Annotated in this window: 14 protein-coding genes; 7 read left to right on the forward strand and 7 right to left on the reverse strand. The window is 66.4% G+C overall.

Translation table 11 applies throughout. The annotated features are described in order from the left end of the window. Window positions 1-31: 31 nt before the first annotated feature. The 7 genes from AAHE99_RS05650 to AAHE99_RS05680 form a co-directional block, all read right to left on the reverse strand. On the reverse strand, window positions 32-1,831 hold the full coding sequence (locus AAHE99_RS05650) for a tetratricopeptide repeat protein (protein WP_342115295.1): 1,800 nt from the start codon (window positions 1,829-1,831) through the stop codon (window positions 32-34). Further along, the gene (locus tag AAHE99_RS05655; protein WP_342115297.1) at window positions 1,828-2,958 is read right to left on the reverse strand and encodes a ScyD/ScyE family protein; all 1,131 of its coding nucleotides are present in this window, start codon (window positions 2,956-2,958) and stop codon (window positions 1,828-1,830) included. Before AAHE99_RS05655 ends, AAHE99_RS05650 begins: the two co-directional genes overlap by 4 nt. 15 nt (window positions 2,959-2,973) lie before the next feature. After that, complete coding sequence (locus tag AAHE99_RS05660; protein ID WP_342115299.1) at window positions 2,974-3,405, reverse strand: nuclear transport factor 2 family protein; 432 nt, start codon at window positions 3,403-3,405, stop codon at window positions 2,974-2,976. A gap of 87 nt (window positions 3,406-3,492) precedes the next feature. Continuing rightward, the gene (locus AAHE99_RS05665; protein ID WP_342115301.1) at window positions 3,493-4,356 is read right to left on the reverse strand and encodes a CAP domain-containing protein; all 864 of its coding nucleotides are present in this window, start codon (window positions 4,354-4,356) and stop codon (window positions 3,493-3,495) included. A gap of 22 nt (window positions 4,357-4,378) precedes the next feature. Further along, window positions 4,379-5,500: a serine hydrolase domain-containing protein gene (locus AAHE99_RS05670; RefSeq protein WP_342115302.1), complete on the reverse strand. Its 1,122-nt coding sequence runs from the start codon at window positions 5,498-5,500 to the stop codon at window positions 4,379-4,381. Beyond that, window positions 5,497-6,162 carry a GntR family transcriptional regulator gene (locus AAHE99_RS05675; protein ID WP_342115303.1) on the reverse strand — a complete coding sequence of 222 codons (666 nt, stop codon included), beginning with the start codon at window positions 6,160-6,162 and terminating at the stop codon, window positions 5,497-5,499. Before AAHE99_RS05675 ends, AAHE99_RS05670 begins: the two co-directional genes overlap by 4 nt. A 15-nt stretch (window positions 6,163-6,177) precedes the next feature. After that, a complete protein-coding gene (locus AAHE99_RS05680; RefSeq protein WP_342115305.1) occupies window positions 6,178-6,720 on the reverse strand; it encodes a VOC family protein in 543 nt (180 codons plus the stop codon). A 159-nt stretch (window positions 6,721-6,879) separates the two neighbouring features. On the opposite strand from AAHE99_RS05680, the gene AAHE99_RS05685 reads away from it, so the two are divergent. The 7 genes from AAHE99_RS05685 to AAHE99_RS05715 are packed head-to-tail and all read left to right on the forward strand — an operon-like array spanning window position 6,880 to window position 18,378. Further along, entirely contained in the window at window positions 6,880-9,795 is a 2,916-nt protein-coding gene (locus AAHE99_RS05685; protein ID WP_342115308.1) for a TonB-dependent receptor domain-containing protein, read from the forward strand. Window positions 9,796-9,798: 3 nt separating this feature from the next. Beyond that, window positions 9,799-11,208 (forward strand): spinster family MFS transporter, encoded by a 1,410-nt coding sequence (locus tag AAHE99_RS05690; RefSeq protein WP_342115310.1) that lies wholly within the window; start codon window positions 9,799-9,801, stop codon window positions 11,206-11,208. Beyond that, complete coding sequence (locus AAHE99_RS05695; RefSeq protein WP_342115312.1) at window positions 11,187-13,364, forward strand: alpha-ketoacid dehydrogenase subunit alpha/beta; 2,178 nt, start codon at window positions 11,187-11,189, stop codon at window positions 13,362-13,364. Before AAHE99_RS05690 ends, AAHE99_RS05695 begins: the two co-directional genes overlap by 22 nt. Before the next feature lie 23 nt (window positions 13,365-13,387). Further along, a complete protein-coding gene (locus AAHE99_RS05700; protein ID WP_342115314.1) occupies window positions 13,388-14,326 on the forward strand; it encodes an extracellular catalytic domain type 1 short-chain-length polyhydroxyalkanoate depolymerase in 939 nt (312 codons plus the stop codon). Window positions 14,327-14,339: 13 nt separating this feature from the next. Beyond that, the gene (locus AAHE99_RS05705; RefSeq protein ID WP_342115316.1) at window positions 14,340-15,539 is read left to right on the forward strand and encodes a dihydrolipoamide acetyltransferase family protein; all 1,200 of its coding nucleotides are present in this window, start codon (window positions 14,340-14,342) and stop codon (window positions 15,537-15,539) included. Window positions 15,540-15,543: 4 nt separating this feature from the next. Further along, window positions 15,544-16,926 (forward strand): dihydrolipoyl dehydrogenase, encoded by a 1,383-nt coding sequence (lpdA, locus tag AAHE99_RS05710; protein ID WP_342115320.1) that lies wholly within the window; start codon window positions 15,544-15,546, stop codon window positions 16,924-16,926. A 9-nt stretch (window positions 16,927-16,935) separates the two neighbouring features. Continuing rightward, window positions 16,936-18,378 carry an NAD-dependent succinate-semialdehyde dehydrogenase gene (locus AAHE99_RS05715; RefSeq protein WP_342115321.1) on the forward strand — a complete coding sequence of 481 codons (1,443 nt, stop codon included), beginning with the start codon at window positions 16,936-16,938 and terminating at the stop codon, window positions 18,376-18,378. Window positions 18,379-18,391 lie beyond the last annotated feature (13 nt).

Genomic DNA, 18,391 nt, shown 5'->3' on the forward strand with positions numbered 1-18,391 from the left:
TACGCGCAATGGCAGCGCCTGTCACTTTTGGTTAAAGCCGGTTCATTTCGGGCCCGCCCTTCGGTCCCAGCCAGGTGGCGCCAAAGCGCTTGCGCGTGGCCGCCGCCGCAGCCTTGTCGCCGCGCTTGTCGTACACCTCGACCAGGCCGCGCAGCGCCCAGCCATTGCTGGGGGTCTTGGCGAACGAGGCGCGGAAGGCCGCTTCCGCCTCATCCAGCCTGCCGGCCTTCAGCAGCGCCGCCCCCAGCGACTGGCGCACCGGGTAGTACCAGTAGGGCGGCTCGGTATAGGGCAGGGTGTCCTGCACCGCCACCGCTTCGGTAAAGGCCTTGATCGCGGCCGGCAATTCGCCTCGGGCTTCGGCCAGCTTGCCGCTGGCCACCAAGCGCGCCGTCTGGGCGATCACCGGCGCCGGCACGCCCCAGTCGAGCAGCGGCTTGAAGTCGGCCTTCTGTTCAATGGCGGCGATGGCGTCGATCTGCTGTTGGCTCTCGGCCCACATGCCTTTGCGCGCCAAGCCCACCGCGCGCGCGTAATGCCACATGGCGCGCAGCAGGGTGAATTCGGCGCCCGGGTCGGGCAGGGCCAGCAAGGTCTCCGGGCTGCTGAACTGCACGTGGGCGAAGTAGGGCGCCGCGCGCACCGGCTGCATCGGCGGGATCGCGCGCAGCAGCTCGGGGCTGATGGATTTTTCCAGCCGCTGCGTGGCCTGTAGCGTGGCCTTGCCGTCGCCGCCCATCAGCGCCGACACCATGGCGAAGTGGATGTTGTGCGGGTAGTAGGCGCCCTTGTAGACCGCATCGCTGGCGGCGCCGGTAAAGTACTTCTCGTCGATGGCGATGGCGTCCAGGTTCGACTGCAGCGCCTCCTTGTACAGGCCGACGCGGTAGTAGATGTGCGAAGGCATGTGCACGATGTGGCCGGCGCCGGGAATCTGCTGCGCCAGCTGGCGCGCATAGGGCAGTGCCTTGTCCGGATGGGTCGAAGCCTCCACCGCGTGGATGTAGTAGTGGATGGCGCCCGGGTGGCTGGGGTTGCGCTCCAGGACCCGTTCCAGCGCATCGACCAGTTCCGCCGTGCGTCCTTTCGGGCTGGCGCCGCCGGCTTCCCAGTAATCCCAGGGCGACAAGTCCATCAGCGATTCCGCGAACAGCACCTGCACCGTGTCGTCGTTGGGGAAGCTGCGCGCAGCCTCGGTCATGGCGGCGGCATAGGCCTGGTCCAGCGGGGCGCGGTCGGCCGGCGGCTGCGCCGCATAGCGCTTGGCCACGGCGCGCACCAGGGCCTGTTCGACCGGGCTGGCGCTGCCGGCTGCCGCTGCCGCGCGTTCGGCGGCGGCGGCGGCGGGCGCCACCGCTTCCGGGAACATGGGTGCATTGATATTCGGTCCCAGCACTAGCGCCTCGCCCCAATGGCACATGGCGCACTGCGGGTCGGCCTGCTGCGCGGCGCGGAAGGCGCGCGCGGCCTCGGCGTGGTTGAAGGCGAACAGCAGGCGCAGGCCCTGGTCGAAATACTCCTGGGCGCGCGGGCTGCGCGTGGTGACGGACATGTGCAGCTTGCCCAGGTCCTTGTACAGCGGCGGCGGTCCGGCCTCGTCCATCTTGCGCGGCTGCTGCGCCGCTTTGAACGGTGCGGTTTCGGTCTGCGCCAGCATGGCCAGCAGCACCGGCCTGCCGGCCGCCGGGCTTTCGCACAGCGCGCCGTCCAGCAGCGGATCGAAGGCGGGCTCGCGCAGGGCCTGCGATGGGCCCGTCGCGCACAGCGCAGCCAGTGCGGCGGCTCCCGCGCTGGCCGCGCCGCGGGCCTTTATCTGGCGGCGGGCGTTCATGGCTTGATCCTCAGGACCTGGCCGCCGGTGGGGAAAGCGGGCGGCGTGGCGCCGGGCACGATGCCGAAATTGGTGACGTAGATGGTGCCGTCATTGGCAATCGCCAGCCCACCCGGATAGAACAGGTTGTCGGCCAGCGTGGTGCGGCTGCCATCGGCATTGATGCGTATCAGCTTGCCAGGCGTGGCCAGCGGCGGACCGGCCTGGCCCGACAAGCCGTTGCCGATCTGCAGCACATGCAGGCGGTGCGAGGCATCGAAAGCCAGCCCGCCGATATTGGTAAAGCCTGCCGCGTAGACTTCCGGCGTCCCGCCCGCCAGAGGCACGCGCAGTACGCGCGCCGCGCCCGGCACGAAGGGGAAGCCGGTCAGCTCGCCGGCGTACAGGTAGCCGTCATGTCCGTCCACCACGCTGGTCGGCACCGACTGCATGGGGATCATGCTACCGGCCGGCAGGTTGAGGAAGGGCGGCGCGTCAACCATGCGCGCCTCGAACGCGGCCAGTACCGATAGCTTGCCGTTGGCCTTCACACCGAACAGCGCGTTGGCGCCGGCATCGGCCACTGCGCTGCGGCCGGCCATTGCTATTGCGCCATAAGGGTTGCTGTCGATACCTCCCGGCACGGGGCTGTTGGCTTCCTCAAAGGCGGCCAGGTCGGCGCCTTGCTTCCAGCCGCCATCCACCGCGACTTGCAGCAAGGTGCCCAGCATGGCGGCCTTGGGGCCCAGGCCAACGCGCTGCGAGCCCTTGGCGCCCAGGCCCAGGGCCAACTGGCCGTTGCCGGCGCCGTGGAAGGAAATGCTGTGCGGTCCGATGCCGCCGAAACCGCCGGGCGCTGCCAGCGACGGCAGGCCGCTGATTACGCGCACCGGAGCGGCGACGCCGGCCGGATCGATGCGCAGCAGGGCACCGCTTTCGCCGTAGCAGACACTGCGATTGTCCGCAGCGGTGATGCAGGCGCCGTTGCCGCCGCTGCCCGCCTCGGCTACGAATAGCTGGCCGTTGGGCGCGAAGGCAATGCCGCGCGGGTTGTTCAAGCCACTGGCGATGATATCCACCTGCGGCGCGGCATGGGTGGCGCCGGCCGCCAGGCACAGCGCGGAAAGCACGAGACGGGCGGTCGGCATAATGTTTCTCCTTGATTAGTGGTGCAGCGGCTTGCCGGCAGCCTGGCCGGTGGTGGCCGGATGCAGGGCGTGTTCCAGTTTGCTGGTGTCGTAATAGGCGCGCTGCGACAGCACCTTGTCGTCCCGGATCTTGAAGACGTGCACGAACGGATTGTCATAGGCAATGCCGGTGCTGCGTGCAATCCAGCGCGAGTCGCCGGTGACCACCACCGTGTCGCCTTCCGCCACCATGGTTTTCGGTTCCAGGCTGACGCACTGGATCGTCTCATTCAGCTTCATGAAGTAGTCGGCAATCTCTTTCTTGCCGTGGTAGCTGCTTGCCATTGGCAAGTAGTCGGATTCCGGGTTGATTAATTCCGCGTCGTCCTGATAGCGTTCGAGCAGGCCGTTCAGGTTCCCGGTTGCGAATAGCTTGTAGCCTTCACTGATTAGTTTCTTGGTGTCCATGTCTTCCCCCGAAACAACGACACCCGCAGCGGCATGCCGCAGGCTGCCGATCAGATAAGCGTAGTACGGCAGGGAGAGAAGTCAAGCTCAGCGCGGGAGCGCGAACACCTGGGTCCAGTAGGCGGACGGACGTTTGCTGGTGCGTACGCTGTAGGCCGCGCCCATTTCGCTGAAGCGCGGGCTCATCAGGGCGCGGCAATGGCCCGGGCTGTCGATCCAGCTGGCCACCGCTTCGCGCGCGCTGTTCTGGCCGCGCGCTATGTTTTCCGCGATGGAGCGCCAGGCGTAGCCTTGCTCGTCGGCGCGGTGCGACACGTCCTTGCCCTGCTGGTCGGCATGGGCGAAATAGCCCTTTTGCGCCATGTCCTTGCTATGCACCAGGGCGGCTGCCGCCAATTGCGCATTCCAGCTGACCGGCGGCGCCGCCGCCATCCACACGCCGCCGCAATCGCGGGCCTCGGCGCGGGCCTCGTTGGTGGCGGCCAGCACTTCCTGTTCGGCTTGCGCCAGCGAGGGCAGGACCACCATGGGGTTGGGCGTGGGCCGTGCCAGCACCACGGTCCATTCATTGCCGGCCTGGTGGGCGCCGATGTCGGCGTAGCGCGTGCTGGAAAGCGTGGTGCAATAGGTCTCGCGCAAGACCTCAAAAGCCGCGCGCGCATCGGCGGGGCCGCCGACTTGCACCGCATCGGCCACTTCGGCATCGTAGCCCGCCGCGTCCAGCGCGGCCAGCAGGATGGTGCCCTGGCGCAAAGCGATGCGCGACAGCACGGGCTTGGCCGCCAGCGCCGGTACGGCGGGGCGCATCCGTCCCTGGCAACTGGCCGGCGCGGCGCGCCAGCTGTTGACCAGGGCGACCAGCTCGGCAGCCGGGGCACGCTGCGCGAGCGCTGCCGCAGGTAAGGCGGCAAGGACACTTAATGTGATGGCGGGCAACAGTAGCTTGGGCATGCCGCCACTATAAACCGCCGGCTCACATCTTGGTAGCCAGCTCGACCAGGCCACGTGCGCGCGGGTCGCCGTTCAGCGCGGAGCCCATACGGCGCGTGATGTAGGCGATGCCGCGCCCGCTGGCCGGATCGGCGCAGCCGAAACTGCCGCCCCAGCCGCTGTGGCCGAAAGCATCGGCACGCGGGCCATACAGCCCGCCCAGGCTGAGCGCCACGCCGGCCGCCCATTGCCGTGCGCCCAGCATCTGGTCCTCGGCCGCACCGCGCGGCGCCACCAGGCGCGCCAGCCCGGCGGGCGAGAGCAGGGTAGCGCCGTCCAGCCGGCCGCCATTGGCCAGCGCGGCATAGAGGCGGGCCAGGCCATCGGCGCTGGCATGCACGTTCACCGCCGGCAACTGGGCGCTGCGCCAGCCGGGCTGGTTGGCGGCCGCCGCATCCGGCACCGGGTTCCGCACGCAGTGGATAGCGAAACTGTTCAGCTCAACCGCCTTGCCGTCCGCTTGCGGCGGCACGATGGTGGCGACGTCGGCGGCGCGCGCGGCCGGCACGCCGAGGGCGAGGTCGGCCTGCAGCGGAGCGGCGATGTGGGCGGCGATATAGTCGCGCGGCGTCAGGCCGGTAGCGCGCCGCAGCACCTCGCCGGCCAGCCAGCCGTAGGTCATGCCGTGGTAGGCCACCAGGGAGCCCGGCTGCCACAGCGGCGCCTGGCGCGCCAGGCGGGCGGTGACCAGCTCCCAGTCATACAGGTCTTGCGCTGTGGTCGGCTCGCTAAAGCCGTTCAGCCCGGCGCGGTGCGACATCACCTGCCCCAGTGTGATGGAACCCTTGCCCGCCTGCGCGAACTCGGGCCACCAGCGGGCAACCGGCGCGTCATAATCGAGCACGCCAGTATCCACCTGCTGGGCGATGGCGAGCGCCAGCACGCCCTTGCTGGCCGACCAGATATTGGTCAGCGTGCGCTCGCCCCAGGGCTGGCTGGCGGCGTCGTCCTGCCAGCCGCCGTACAGCTCGACCACTTTTTCACCGTGTCGGTAGACCACCAGCGCCGCGCCCAGCTCGCGGAATTCGTCATCGCGCGCGAAATGGGCTGCAAAGCGGTCGCGCAGCGCCTCAAAACCGGGACGTAACACGTTTTCGACGATCATTGCGCGGCGGTCGCCTGGTTACTGAACAGCTCCTGATGGCGCTCCAGCTCGAAACGCGTGCGGCGGATATGTTCGTGCAGCAAGTGGCCGGCACCATCGGCGTCGCGGCGGCGCAGCGCGTCGATGATCAGCTTGTGCTCGGCATGGATGATCCAGCTGCCTTCGCTGCCCAGCAGGGACGTGAAGGCACGGCGGTAATGCTGGGTGGTGTTCCAGAAGCGCTCCACCATTCCGGCCAGCATGTTCATGCGCGCGGCGCGGTAGCTGGCCAGGTGGAATTCACGGTCCAGGCGCAGGAATTCTTCCGGCTCGCTGGCGCGCTCCATGGCCAAGACCAATGCTTCCAGCGCATCGATCTCGGCATCGGTGATATTGGCCACCGCCTCGCTCAGGGCCAGCGGCTCGACCCGTTCGCGGATCTTGTAGATTTCCAGGCACTCCTGCAGGTCCAGCTTGGCGACCCAGGCGCCGCAATTGGGCTTGAGCACCACCAGGCCATCGCTCTCGAGCCGGTTCAGCGCTTCGCGCACCGGGATGCGGCTGGCGCCGAAACGGCTGGCCAGGGCTTCCTGCGAAATCTTGCTGCCGGGTGCGAACTCTCCGCTCAAGATCAATTCGCGGATCGAGTCCGTCATGCGCTGGCTGATCAGTTCTGTCGTCATCGTTATTCCTTATCCTTATTCCGCCGGGGTGCACGGATTCCACAGCAAGCGCTTGGCATCGCGTTCATAACCTTTGCCGTTCGGGAAGCTCACCAGCTCCATATGCATGCCCCACGGCGCCAGGAAATAAATCCAGGTCTGGCCGGCGCTGGGGCCGCTCTGCCGCACGGTGGGCTCGCCCAGCAAAGTCACGCCATGCGCCAGCAGGTGTGCCATGGCCTGCTCGATATTGTCGACATAGAAAGCCAGGTGATGGCCGCCGACGTCGCAATTGCGCGGTGCCGCGCTTGCCTGATCTGCAACATCATACTCGAAGATTTCGAAATTGGATCCAAAACCACAACGCAGCAGCCGCAGCTCGCGGATCACGGCCGTGCGTGGCACGTTCAGATGCTTTTGCATCCAATCGCCGTGCGGGTCGGCGATGGGGCCGATCGCATAAATCAGCTCGCAGCCCAGTACATCAAGGAAAAAGCGGGTCGCCGCCTCGATATCGGGCACGGTAAAGCCAACGTGGTCGAGGCCGCGCAGGCCGGGAAGTCCTTTGTTCTTGTTCATCTGCCTTTCCCTCAATTTATACAATCTAGTTTAATAAACCGCTGTTTTGCCGCTTTTGAGCGTTGTTTTTACGTCGATTGTATACAATTTCTTGACCGTCGCAACTTTCCATGGAATAGTCGCCACATATTGACAACAAAGCAGGGGAGACGGAGGAGCATGGAAAAGACTCAACAACAATCCTGGAAACGCAGCGCCATCGCCTTGGCGGCAGCCATGCTGGCCGCGCCGCTGGCGGTGCAAGCCCAGGAAAAACTGGCGGAAGATATCCAATCCGTGGTGGTGACTGGTTCGCATATCCGCGGCGCGGCGCGCGAAACCGCGCTGCCGGTGGACGTGATCAGTGCCGAAGACATGCGCAAACGCGGTGCTCCGACCGTGCTGGACGTGATCAAGTCGCTGCCGAATACCGGCGCGGTGCTGGGTGAATCGAACCAGACCAATACCAACCTGGGCGCGCAGAACCGCAGCGGTGGCGGCACCATCAACCTGCGCGGCATCGGCCCGCAGCGCACGCTGGTGCTGTTGAACGGCAAACGTATGCAATACGGCCAGGTCGATACCAACCTGCTGCCGCAAGCCGCCATCGGCCGCGTCGAAATCCTGAAGGATGGCGCGGCTGCGACGTATGGTTCGGACGCCATCGGCGGTGTATCCAATTTCATTACCCGCACCGACCTGCGCGGTTTCGATATGTCGGTCGACCATCGCCTGGTGAAGGGTTCGGATGGCGACAGCAACGCGTCGGCCGCCTACGGCTGGGGCGGCAGCAGCGGTAATGTGCTGCTGTCGGCCGGCTACCAGCGCCGTTCCGCCCTGTCGGCCATGGAGCGCGACTGGGCCTATGTGCCGCGCACCGAGAACCCGACCAGCTACTCCACTTACTCCAACCCAGGCACCTACTTCCCGCTTGGCGGCAGCGCAGTAGTGCGCGATACCGGCTGCGCCGCGCTGGGCGGTGAGAATGGCTTCTCCGGCGCCACCCCGGTCTGCCAATTCGCGTTCGCGCCTTACCTCAACCTGATCGAGAAGGAAGAGCGCTACCAGATTTACGGCGAAGCCAATGCCGACCTGTCCGACAGCGTGCGCCTGCATACCGAGATGCTGTACGCCGCCAACGACACGCCGGACCTGCGCACGTCGCCGGGCTTCCCGCCATTCAACGGCGTCGGCGGCCCGTTCGCTGCGTTTTCCACCCCGGTCAGCAACCCGGGCGCGCAGACCGCGCTGCAGCAGGCCGGCTACACGGCGGCGCAGATCGCGGCCATGAGCCGCATCAACCTGACCGGCTGGCGTCCGTTCGCCATGGGCGGCAGCCCGCTGGCGGGCGGCAAGGGCGGCGCACCGACCGAGCGCAAATATTCGCTGTTCCGCATGGCGGCCGGGCTGGAAGGCGATTTGAGCCCAAGCCTGCATTGGAATGTGGGCGCGACCTATGTGCGCGACACCGCCTTCGCCAAGACGCCGGACATCCTCGGCTACCGCCTGCAGCAGGCGCTGAATGGCCTGGGCGGTCCTAACTGCAGCGGCACCACGCCGGGCGCCAACGGCTGCCAGTACTTCAATCCGTTCTCCAACGCGATTGCCGGCAATCCGGCGCTGGGCCTGAGCAATCCTGGCTATGTCAGCGGCAATGCCAACAGCGATGCGCTGAACCGCTGGCTGTTCGATAGCATCCTGCAGAACGCGGTGTCCAGCTACTGGGTGGGCGATGCCGCCATCAGCGGCCAGACCGGCTGGAACCTGGCGGGCGGCAGCGTGGACTTCGCGGTGGGCGCGCAATACCGCCACCTGTCCTACGCCTACGATCCAGGCAATGCCAATTCCAACTACGCAATCACGCCTTGCCCGGTGCCGGGCCAGATGGATTGCGCGTCGAAGACCGGCGCCTTCATTTTCCAGGGCACCAGCGTCTCGGCACGCCTGCGTGAAACCGTGCATGCGGCCTTCGGTGAGCTGAACCTGCCAGTCAGCAAAGACCTGAATGTGCAGGCGGCGGTGCGCTACGAAGACTACGGTGGCGCCACCGGTTCCACCACCAATCCGAAACTGGCGGCCAAGTGGCAGGCCACCAGCGGCATCGCGCTGCGCGGCTCGGTGGGCTCCACCTTCCGTGGCCCGGCGCCGGGCAACCTGGCGCGCGGCGGCAATACCGTCGTCGCCTTCCTGGCGCCGACCGGCGGCTTCCGCGCAGTGGACAACTTCGGCAATCCGGACGTGGGCCCTGAGAAGGCCAAGACCTTCAACCTGGGTGTGGTGGCCAGCAGCGGCAAGCTGCGCACCATCGTCGACTACTGGAGCTACAAGCTGGATGACCAGATTGTCTCGGTGCCTGCGGCCACCATCGCCGGCGCAGTGGCCGGCACCGGAGCCTTTGTCGATTGCAGCAGCCCGCTGCGCGGCCTGGTCACCTTCGACAACAACAACAGCTGCGTGCAGGGCGTGACGCGCGGCGCCAATATGGCCCGCATCCAGTCCGACACCACCAACGGCCCGCAGGTGAAGACGTCCGGTATCGACGCCAGCATCGATTATTCGATGAACGGCGTGATGGGCGGCAAGCTGGCGCTGAATGCGGCAGGCACCTATATCCTCAAGTACGACCAGGGCGACTTCGTCTACAAGGGTGTGACGGTGTCGAAGGCCTACGATGCGCGCGGCTTCCTGAACTACGAACGCCTGCCGGGCGCGATCTCCAGGCTGCGCGGTTCCATGTCGGCTGAATACAGCGTGGGCAACCACAACCTGCGCGCCACCATGCAGCATATCGGCGGTGTGACCGACGACCGTGGCCGTATTGCGGTGCAGACCGGCGCCGGCGTGGCATGTACTTTGGCCAACGCTGCGACCACGGCGGGCTGCGCCCTGACTTCGGCGCCGGTGGATATCTCGTCCTTCACCACGCTGGACCTGAGCTACCTGCTGCGCATGCCGTGGGATACCACGCTGACGCTGGCGGCCTTCAATGTGTTCGACAAGGCGCCGCCAACCATGCGCACCTCGCTGAACTACGACCCGTCCATCGGCAACCCGTATGGCCGTACCTTCAAAGTGGGCCTGCGCAAGCAGTTCTAAGCGATGAACAAGCCTGATACCTCGCGCCGCAGCACCATGCTGGTGCTGCTCCTGCTGATCTACACCTGCAACTTCGTCGACCGCACCATCCTGGCGACGCTGGGGCAGGCGATCAAGCTCGACCTGAAAATCAGCGATACCCAGCTTGGCCTGTTGCAGGGCCTGGCCTTCGCCCTGTTCTACACCACGCTGGGCATTCCGCTGGCGCGCCTGTCGGAACGCTACAACCGGGTGTCGCTGATCGCGGTCTGCCTGGCCTTGTGGTCGGCCATGACCGCGATGTGCGGCGCGGCGCAGAATTATGTGCAGTTGTTCCTGTGCCGCGTGGGCGTGGGGATCGGGGAGGCGGGCTGTTCGCCGCCGGCCCATTCGCTGATCACCGACCTGTATCCGAAGGAGAAGCGCGCCACTGCGCTGGCGATCTACTCGTTCGGCATCCCGCTTGGCACCATGGTGGGCGCGATGAGCGGCGGCTGGCTGGTGGAGCACTTCAACTGGCGCGTGGCGATGGTGGTGGTGGGCTTGCCGGGGGTGCTGCTGGCGCTGGTGTTCCGCCTGCTGTCGCGGGAGCCGCAGCGCGGCGGCGCGGAGGCGCCGGCAGCCGATGCGGCCGCACCGGTTGCGGCCGAGGCCACGCCCTCGATCCGCGCCACGGCGGCGCACCTGTTCGGCAACCGCGCTTTCCTGCACATCACCATCGGCGCCACGCTGGTGGGCTTTGTCGGCTACGGCACGGGCACCTTCACCCAGGCTTACTTCATCCGCATGTTCCAGCTGAAGTACAGCGAAGTGGGCATGGCCTTTGGCCTGATCGGCGGCCTGTCGGCTGGTCTCGGTACGCTGCTGGGCGGCTGGATGAGCGACTGGGCGGCCAGGCGCCACCAGAGCTGGTATGCGTTGCTGCCGGCCATCGGCCTGCTGATCGCCGCACCGGCCTATATCTACGCCTTCACCCGTGGCGAGTGGGGTACCGCCCTGTGGTGCATGCTGGTGCCGGGCCTGTTCCACTACGCCTACATCGGCCCGACCCTGGGCGTGATGCACAACCTGGCGACGCCGCGCATGCGGGCTACCGCTACGGCGCTGTTCTTCGTGGTGGTCAACTTGATCGGCCTTGGCATCGGCCCCTACGCGACCGGCGCGGCGATCGACTACTTTGCCGGCCAGCGTTTCGCAGCGCATGGGCTGGGCGATTTCGCCGCCAGCTGCCCGGGCGGCGTGGCGGCAGCGGGTGCGGAAGAAGCGCTGCGCACCGCGTGCGCCTCGGCCACCGCCTACGGCACCCGTGACGGCATTGTGCTGATGCTGTTTATCTTCCTGTGGGCCTCGATCCATTACTTCATTGCCGCCCGCCATATGGGCTGGCTTCGCAAACCTGCAAATCTGAAAACATGGCGACTAAAGAACCATTGAAGCCAGCTGCACCCTGGGTGGAGTTGAGCACGACCAAGAAAGACTGGGAACAGGCCAGCCCTGCACTGCTGTCCAATATGCTGAACAGCATGGTGCTGGTGCGCGCCTTTGAAGAAAAGGTGCTGGAACTGGCCAGTAAAGGCCTGGTGCACGGCCCGGCGCATTCGGCCATCGGCCAGGAAGGCGGCGCTGTCGGCTCCGCGCTGGCCATGCGCGCCACCGACCAGGTGAACGGCTCGCACCGCGCGCACCACCAGTTCATCGCCAAGGCGCTGCACTACCTGCATCCGGACGGCGTGGCGCTGCCGTTTTCGGCGCCGGTGGCGGAGTTGGCGCGCAAAGCGCTGGCCGAGATCCTCGGCCTGGCGCAAGGCTATTGCAAGGGCCGTGGCGGTTCCATGCACCTGCGCTGGGCGGAATCGGGCAACCTGGGCACCAATGCGATTGTGGGCGGCGGCGTGCCTTTTGCGGCCGGCGCGGCCTGGGCGCACCGCCGTGCCGGCACCGGCGACGCGGCCTTCACTTACTTCGGCGACGGCGCCGTGAACATCGGCTCCGTGCTGGAGAGCATGAACCTGGCCGCCGCCTGGAAGCTGCCGCTGTGCTTCTTCATCGAGAACAACCGCTATGCCGTATCGACCACGGTGGAGGAATCCACGGCGGAAACCCGCCTGTCGGCGCGCGGTACGGCTTTTGCGATCCGCTCCTGGAAGGTGGACGGCATGGACCCGCTGGCAGTCTACCTGGCGACCCAGGAGGCGGTGGCCCATATGCGCGCCGGCGAAGGCCCCACCATCATCGAGGCCGATGTGTACCGCTTCTTCCACCAGAACGGCGCCCTGCCTGGCAGCGCGTTTGGCTACCGCAGCAAGGAGGAGGAGGCGGCATGGCGCGCCCGCGATCCGATCCAGAGGGTGGCGGACGAAATGACGGCGCGCGGCCTGCTGCCGGATGGCGGCCTGGCGGCGGTGAAGGATGCCGCGCGTGCCCTGATGGACGATGCCGGTTCCGCGCTGCTGGAAACCGTGGATGGCAAGCTGCGCATCATCCCGTCGCTGTGGCCGTCGCCCGACTTCCGCGATTTCGGCATCCGTGGCGACCTGCAGGAGCTGGAAGGCGTGCGCTGCGAAGAGCAGGCGACCTATAGCGGAAAGCTGGGCGAAGCGCGCTTCGTCGATGTGGTGGCGGATGTCATGGCGCGCCGCATGGCCAGCGATGAACGCATCGTCGTCATGGGCGAGGACGTGCACCGCCTGAAGGGCGGCACCAACGGCGCCACGCGCGGCTTGTCGGCCACGCACCCCGAACGCGTGCTGGGCACGCCGATTGCGGAAAACGCCTTCGTCGGCCTGGCCGGCGGCATGGCGATGGATGGCCGCTACCGTCCGGTGGTTGAGTTCATGTACCCGGACTTCATGTGGGTGGCGGCCGACCAGGTCTTCAACCAGATCGCCAAGGCGCGCCACATGTTCGGCGGCGACAGCGCGATGCCGCTGGTGCTGCGCACCAAGGTGGCGATGGGGACCGGCTACGGTTCGCAGCACAGCATGGATCCGGCGGGCATCTTCGCTTCCTCGGTGGGCTGGCGCATCGTGGCGCCGTCCACGCCGTTCGACTACGTGGGGCTGATGAACAGCGCGCTGCAATGCGAAGACCCGGTACTGGTGCTGGAGCATGTGGACCTGTACACCAGCACCGGCCCGGCGCCGGAAGGCGACCTGGATTACTTCATCCCGCTGGGCAAGGCCAAGGTGGTGCGCAGCGGCTCCGCGATGACGATTGTGACTTACCTGGCGATGGTCAAACCGGTGCTGGAGGCGGTCGAACGCCTGGGCATCGATGCGGAAGTGATCGACCTGCGCAGCCTGGACCGCGCCGGACTGGACTGGGAAACGCTGGAAGCGTCGATCGACAAGACCGGCCATGTGCTGGTGGTGGAGCAGGGCTCGATCGGTACTTCCTACGGCGGCATCCTGGCGGCGGAAATCCAGAACCGCTGTTTCGACATGCTGAACGGGCCGGTGCAGCGCGTGCACGGCGGCGAGGCCAGCCCGAGCGTGTCGAAAGTACTGGAAGCGGCGGCCTGCGCCAGCCTGGCCGATATTGAAGACGCGCTGCGGCGCGTCATGGCTGACCAGGGGCTGGCACTGGCATAAACAAAAAAGATGGGGAGCAGGTCATGAAGAATGTTGTTCTCGGATTCGTGTTGTTGATTGCATCGGTTGCCGCTTCTGCGGCGCAGCTTTCGGAAGTGACGAGCTTCGGCTCCAATCCCGGCAACCTGCGGCTGTTCCAGTATGTGCCGTCCAACCGGGCGGCCAATGCGCCGCTGGTGGTGGTGGCGCATGGCTGCTCGCAGACGGCGCAGGAGTTCGCAACACAATCGGGCTGGCTGACGCTGGCCGAACAGCATGGCTTTGCGGTGGCATTTCCCCAGACTTCGACCGCCAACGAGCCGCTGGCCGGCTGCTTCCGCACCTGGTACCCGGCGCACCAGGAGCGCGGCGCCGGCGAGCCGCAGTCGGTGAAAAGCATGATCGATTACATGCGTACCACCTACGGCCTGGGCGCGGTGTACATGAGCGGGCTGTCGGGTGGCGGGCACCTGACCAACATCATGCTGGCGACCTATCCGGATGTGTTGTCGGCGGGTGCGCCGATGTCGAGCTATCCGTACAAGTGCGCGACTTCATCGGACCACCTGGCCGACTGCGCGGGGGCGCAGCGCAACTTCACGGCGCAGCAGTGGGGCGACCTGGCGCGCAGCGGCTACCCCGGCTACAACGGGGTGCGGCCGCGCGTGATGATCTGGCATGGCAGCTATGACGACCTGATCTTCCTGCCGAACCAGTACCTGCAGGTGGTGCAGTGGACCAATGCGATGGGGATCGATGCGGCCTATGACTGGACCGATTACCTGCTGGGACATGTGCGCAACAGCTACAACAACTACTTCGGCGTGACGCGGGTGCAGACGGTCACCGTGCAGTACATGGGGCATGCCATCGCGGTTGATCCGGGCTTTGGCGCCTGGCAGTGCGGTGCGACCGGCACCTATGCGTCGGACTTCAATATTTGCGCGGCTTATTGGGCCGCCAGCTTCTTTGGGATACTTTAAGGGAATTCGCAGCATGCCAACTTTGATACATATGCCGCAGGTGTCAGCCAACCTGACTTCTGCGGTGCTGAAGGAATGGTTCAAGCAGGAGGGCGATGCGGTCGCCGCCAATGATCCGCTGGGCGGGGTCGAGACGGATAAGGTGCTGATCGATTTCGAGGCCGAACATGCGGGGACGCTCGCCAAGATCCTGGTCGCTCCGGGCACCGATGTCGCTGTCGGTGCGCCGATTGCCGTCATCAGCAAGGACGGCGAAAGCGCCGCCGACGTCGCCGCCTTCCTCGCGAGCGTCGCCACACCCACCGTGTCCGCCGCCGCGGCCGCGACCGCGACCGCTCCCGCGCCCGGCCGCTCGCCGGGCGAAGCCGGGCCGCAGTCCGGGCAGCGCATCATTGCCAGCCCCCTCGCACGCCGCCTGGCCCGCGACGCCGGGATCGACCTGTCCGGCGTGAAAGGCAGCGGCCCGCGCGGCCGCATCGTCAAACGCGACCTCGAAGGCCTGCAAGCTGCAAGCCCGGCTCCCGCAGCGGACGCGCACTACACCGACACACCCCACAGCGCCATGCGCCGCACCATCGCCCGCCGCCTGGCGGAAAGCAAATCCACCGTCCCGCACTTCTATGTCAAGCTGGAGTGCCAGGTACAAAAACTGATTGCCCTGCGCGCGGAAATCAACCAAGCCGCGCCGCGCAAGGTCTCGCTGAACGACTTCATCATCAAAGCCGTAGCGACGGCCCTGAAAGAAGTCCCCGACATGAACGTCAGCTGGGACGACAACCACCTGCGCCGCTACCACCGCGCCGACATCTCGGTCGCCGTATCGACCGATGGCGGCCTGATCACCCCTATCGTGCGCGCTGCCGAAGAAAAATCCATCTCCCGCATCAGCGCCGACATCGCCGACCTCGCAGCGCGCGCCCGCAGCGGCGGCCTGTCCCCGCATGAATACCAGGGCGGCAGCTTCACAGTCAGCAACCTCGGCATGTACGACGTCGCCGAATTCTCGGCCATCATCAACCCACCGCAAGCAGCCATCCTTGCCGTCGGCGCCGCGCAGGAGCGCCCGGTGGTGGTCGACGGCGCGCTGACAGCCGCCCCGGTGATGAACATGGTGCTGTCGGTAGACCACCGTGCCGTGGACGGCGCCCTGGCCGCGACCTTCGCCGCCACCTTGAAACGCCTGATCGAAAACCCGCTCACACTTTTAATCTGATCCAATGAATAAACAGGAATTTGACCTGGTCGTCGTAGGCGGCGGCCCGGGTGGCTATGTCGCGGCCATTCGCGCCGCGCAACTTGGCATGCGCACCGCCCTGGTGGAGAAGGCCGAACTAGGCGGCATCTGCCTGAACTGGGGCTGCATCCCCACCAAGGCGCTGCTGCGCTCCGCCGATGTGCTGCGCCTGGTGCGCGACGCCAGCAAGTTCGGCATCGAAGTCGCCGCGCCCAAGCCCGACCTGGCCGCCATGGTGGAACGCTCGCGCAAAGTGTCCGCGCAGTTGAACAAAGGCGTAAGCCACCTGATGAAGAAGAACAAGGTTAGCGTCATCCACGGTCACGCGCGTCTGGCAGGTCGCGGCCAGCTGCAGGTGCGTGGGGAGGCCGGGGAAACAACCGTGCTGGCCAAGCACGTCATCCTGGCTACCGGCGCCCGCGCCCGCGAACTGCCAGGTCTGAAACCGGACGGAGAAAGCGTCTGGAGCTACCGTGAAGCGCTGGTGCCGCGCAGCTTGCCGGGAAGTCTGCTGATCATCGGCGCCGGCGCCATCGGCATCGAATTCGCCAGTTTCTACAATGCGCTCGGCGTGCAGGTCAGCGTGGTTGAAATGGCGCCCCGCATCCTGCCGGTGGAGGACGAAGAGATTTCCGCGTACGTCGCCGGCCAGCTCATTGAGCAAGGCATCCAGCTGCACACCGGCTGCGCCGTGCAATCGACCAGGCGTGAAGGCAGTAAATGGCAGGTGGCCCTGACCGGCAAGACGGTCGAAGCGGACGTGATCCTGAGCGCCGCCGGCATCGTCGGCAATGTGGAGAATCTTGGCCTCGAGGGCACCGCTGTCAAGGTCGAGAAAAGCCACATCATCACCGACGCCTTCGGCCGTACCGGCGAACCCGGCGTCTATGCCATCGGTGATGTTGCCGGCGCCCCATGGCTGGCGCACAAGGCCAGCCACGAAGCCATCATCTGCGTGGAAAAGATCGCCGGCCTGCATCCGCACGCGCTGGACGCCAGCCGCATCCCAGCCTGCACCTACAGTCATCCCCAGGTGGCGAGCATCGGCATGACCGAGGCCCAGGCACGTAATGCGGGCCGTAAGACCAGGGTCGGCAAAGCGCCGTTCGCCGCCAACGGCAAGGCCATTGCCATGGGCGAGCCTGGCGGCTTTATCAAGACCGTATTCGATGCCGCCAGCGGCGAGCTGCTGGGCGCCCATATGGTCGGCGAGGAAGTAACGGAAATGATCCAGGGCTATGCCATCGCGCGCGAACTGGAAAGCACCGAGGCCGAGTTGATGGCCACCATCTTCCCGCACCCGAGCCAGTCCGAATCCATGCACGAAGCGGTGCTCGCCGCTTACGAGCGAACCGTCAATATGTAGAGGAAGCCAATGAGCCATCCAGACCTGCTGCGCCAGCAGTGCTACATCGGCGGCGAGTGGTGCGACGCCGACAGCGGCGCCACTTTCGCCATCCACAACCCTGCCAGCGGCGAATGCATCGGCGCGGTGCCCTTGATGGGCGCTGCCGAAACCCGCCGCGCCATCGCCGCCGCCAACAACGCCTGGCAAGGCTGGAAGAATACGAGCGCCAATGAACGCGCCGCCATCCTGCGCCGCTGGCACGACCTGATGCTGGATAACGCCGCCGAACTGGCGCGCATCCTGACCACCGAGCAGGGCAAACCGCTGGCCGAAGCGCTGGGCGAGATCCAGTATGCCGCCTCCTATCTGGAATGGTTTGCCGAGGAGGCCAAGCGCGTCTACGGCGACACCATTCCCGGCCCCGCCGCCGACCGTCGCATCGTGGTCACGCGCGAGCCGGTCGGCGTGTGCGCCGCCATCACACCCTGGAACTTCCCCGCCGCGATGATCACGCGCAAGGCCGGCGCCGCGCTGGCCGCCGGCTGCGTGATGATCGTCAAGCCCGCCGAACAGACGCCGTTCTCGGCGCTGGCCATGATGGCGCTGGCCGAACAGGCGGGCGTGCCGAAAGGCGTGTTCTCGGTGCTGACCGGCGATGCCCCGGCCATCGGCGGCGAACTGACCGCCAGCCCGCTGGTGCGCAAGCTGAGTTTTACCGGCTCCACCGAAATCGGCCGCCTGCTGATGCAGCAGAGCGCCGCCACCGTCAAGAAGCTGTCGCTGGAACTGGGCGGCAATGCGCCCTTCATCGTGTTCGACGACGCCGACCTCGACGCCGCCGTCGAAGGCGCGATGCTGAGCAAATTCCGCAATGCCGGCCAGACCTGCGTGTGCGCCAACCGCATCTACGTGCAGGAAAACGTGTACGACGCCTTCGCCGCAAAGCTGGTGCAGGCGCTGGACCGCCTCAAGGTGGGAAATGGCCTGGAGCCCGGCGTTACGCAGGGACCGCTGATCGATGCCGCCGCCGTGCGCAAGGTGGAGGAGCATATCGCCGACGCGCTGGAAAAGGGAGGCCGTTTGCTGGCCGGCGGCAAGCCGCACCGCCTGGGCGGACACTTCTACGAGCCGACCGTGATCGCCGGCGCCACGCAGGCGATGAAGGTGGCCAAAGAGGAGACGTTCGGCCCGCTGGCGCCGCTGTTCCGCTTCCACACTGAAGAAGAGGTGGTGGCCATGGCGAACGATACCGAATTCGGCCTGGCCTGCTACTTCTACACCCGCGACCTGGGGCGCAGCTGGCGCGTCGGCGATGCGCTGGAATACGGCATGGTAGGCATTAACACCGGCGCCATCTCCAACGCCGCCGCACCGTTCGGCGGCGTCAAGCAGTCCGGCATCGGCCGCGAAGGGTCGAAATACGGGCTGGACGACTACCTGGTCACCAAGTACCGCTGCATCGGTCTCTGATAAACTTCGGCGC

Source organism: Pseudoduganella sp. OTU4001 (genome assembly GCF_038440195.1).
Lineage (GTDB): Bacteria > Pseudomonadota > Gammaproteobacteria > Burkholderiales > Burkholderiaceae_D > Rugamonas.

Excerpts from the sequence above, each read along its gene's own strand:
- AAHE99_RS05675 (WP_342115303.1), bottom strand. The coding sequence starts at position 6,162 with ATGACGACAGAACTGATCAGCCAGCGCATGACGGACTCGATCCGCGAA.
- AAHE99_RS05685 (WP_342115308.1), top strand. The coding sequence starts at position 6,880 with ATGGAAAAGACTCAACAACAATCCTGGAAACGCAGCGCCATCGCCTTG.
- AAHE99_RS05660 (WP_342115299.1), bottom strand. The coding sequence starts at position 3,405 with ATGGACACCAAGAAACTAATCAGTGAAGGCTACAAGCTATTCGCAACC.
- AAHE99_RS05700 (WP_342115314.1), top strand. The coding sequence starts at position 13,388 with ATGAAGAATGTTGTTCTCGGATTCGTGTTGTTGATTGCATCGGTTGCC.
- lpdA (WP_342115320.1), top strand. The coding sequence starts at position 15,544 with ATGAATAAACAGGAATTTGACCTGGTCGTCGTAGGCGGCGGCCCGGGT.
- AAHE99_RS05715 (WP_342115321.1), top strand. The coding sequence starts at position 16,936 with ATGAGCCATCCAGACCTGCTGCGCCAGCAGTGCTACATCGGCGGCGAG.
- AAHE99_RS05695 (WP_342115312.1), top strand. The coding sequence starts at position 11,187 with ATGGCGACTAAAGAACCATTGAAGCCAGCTGCACCCTGGGTGGAGTTG.
- AAHE99_RS05705 (WP_342115316.1), top strand. The coding sequence starts at position 14,340 with ATGCCAACTTTGATACATATGCCGCAGGTGTCAGCCAACCTGACTTCT.
- AAHE99_RS05690 (WP_342115310.1), top strand. The coding sequence starts at position 9,799 with ATGAACAAGCCTGATACCTCGCGCCGCAGCACCATGCTGGTGCTGCTC.
- AAHE99_RS05680 (WP_342115305.1), bottom strand. The coding sequence starts at position 6,720 with ATGAACAAGAACAAAGGACTTCCCGGCCTGCGCGGCCTCGACCACGTT.
- AAHE99_RS05650 (WP_342115295.1), bottom strand. The coding sequence starts at position 1,831 with ATGAACGCCCGCCGCCAGATAAAGGCCCGCGGCGCGGCCAGCGCGGGA.
- AAHE99_RS05665 (WP_342115301.1), bottom strand. The coding sequence starts at position 4,356 with ATGCCCAAGCTACTGTTGCCCGCCATCACATTAAGTGTCCTTGCCGCC.
- AAHE99_RS05670 (WP_342115302.1), bottom strand. The coding sequence starts at position 5,500 with ATGATCGTCGAAAACGTGTTACGTCCCGGTTTTGAGGCGCTGCGCGAC.
- AAHE99_RS05655 (WP_342115297.1), bottom strand. The coding sequence starts at position 2,958 with ATGCCGACCGCCCGTCTCGTGCTTTCCGCGCTGTGCCTGGCGGCCGGC.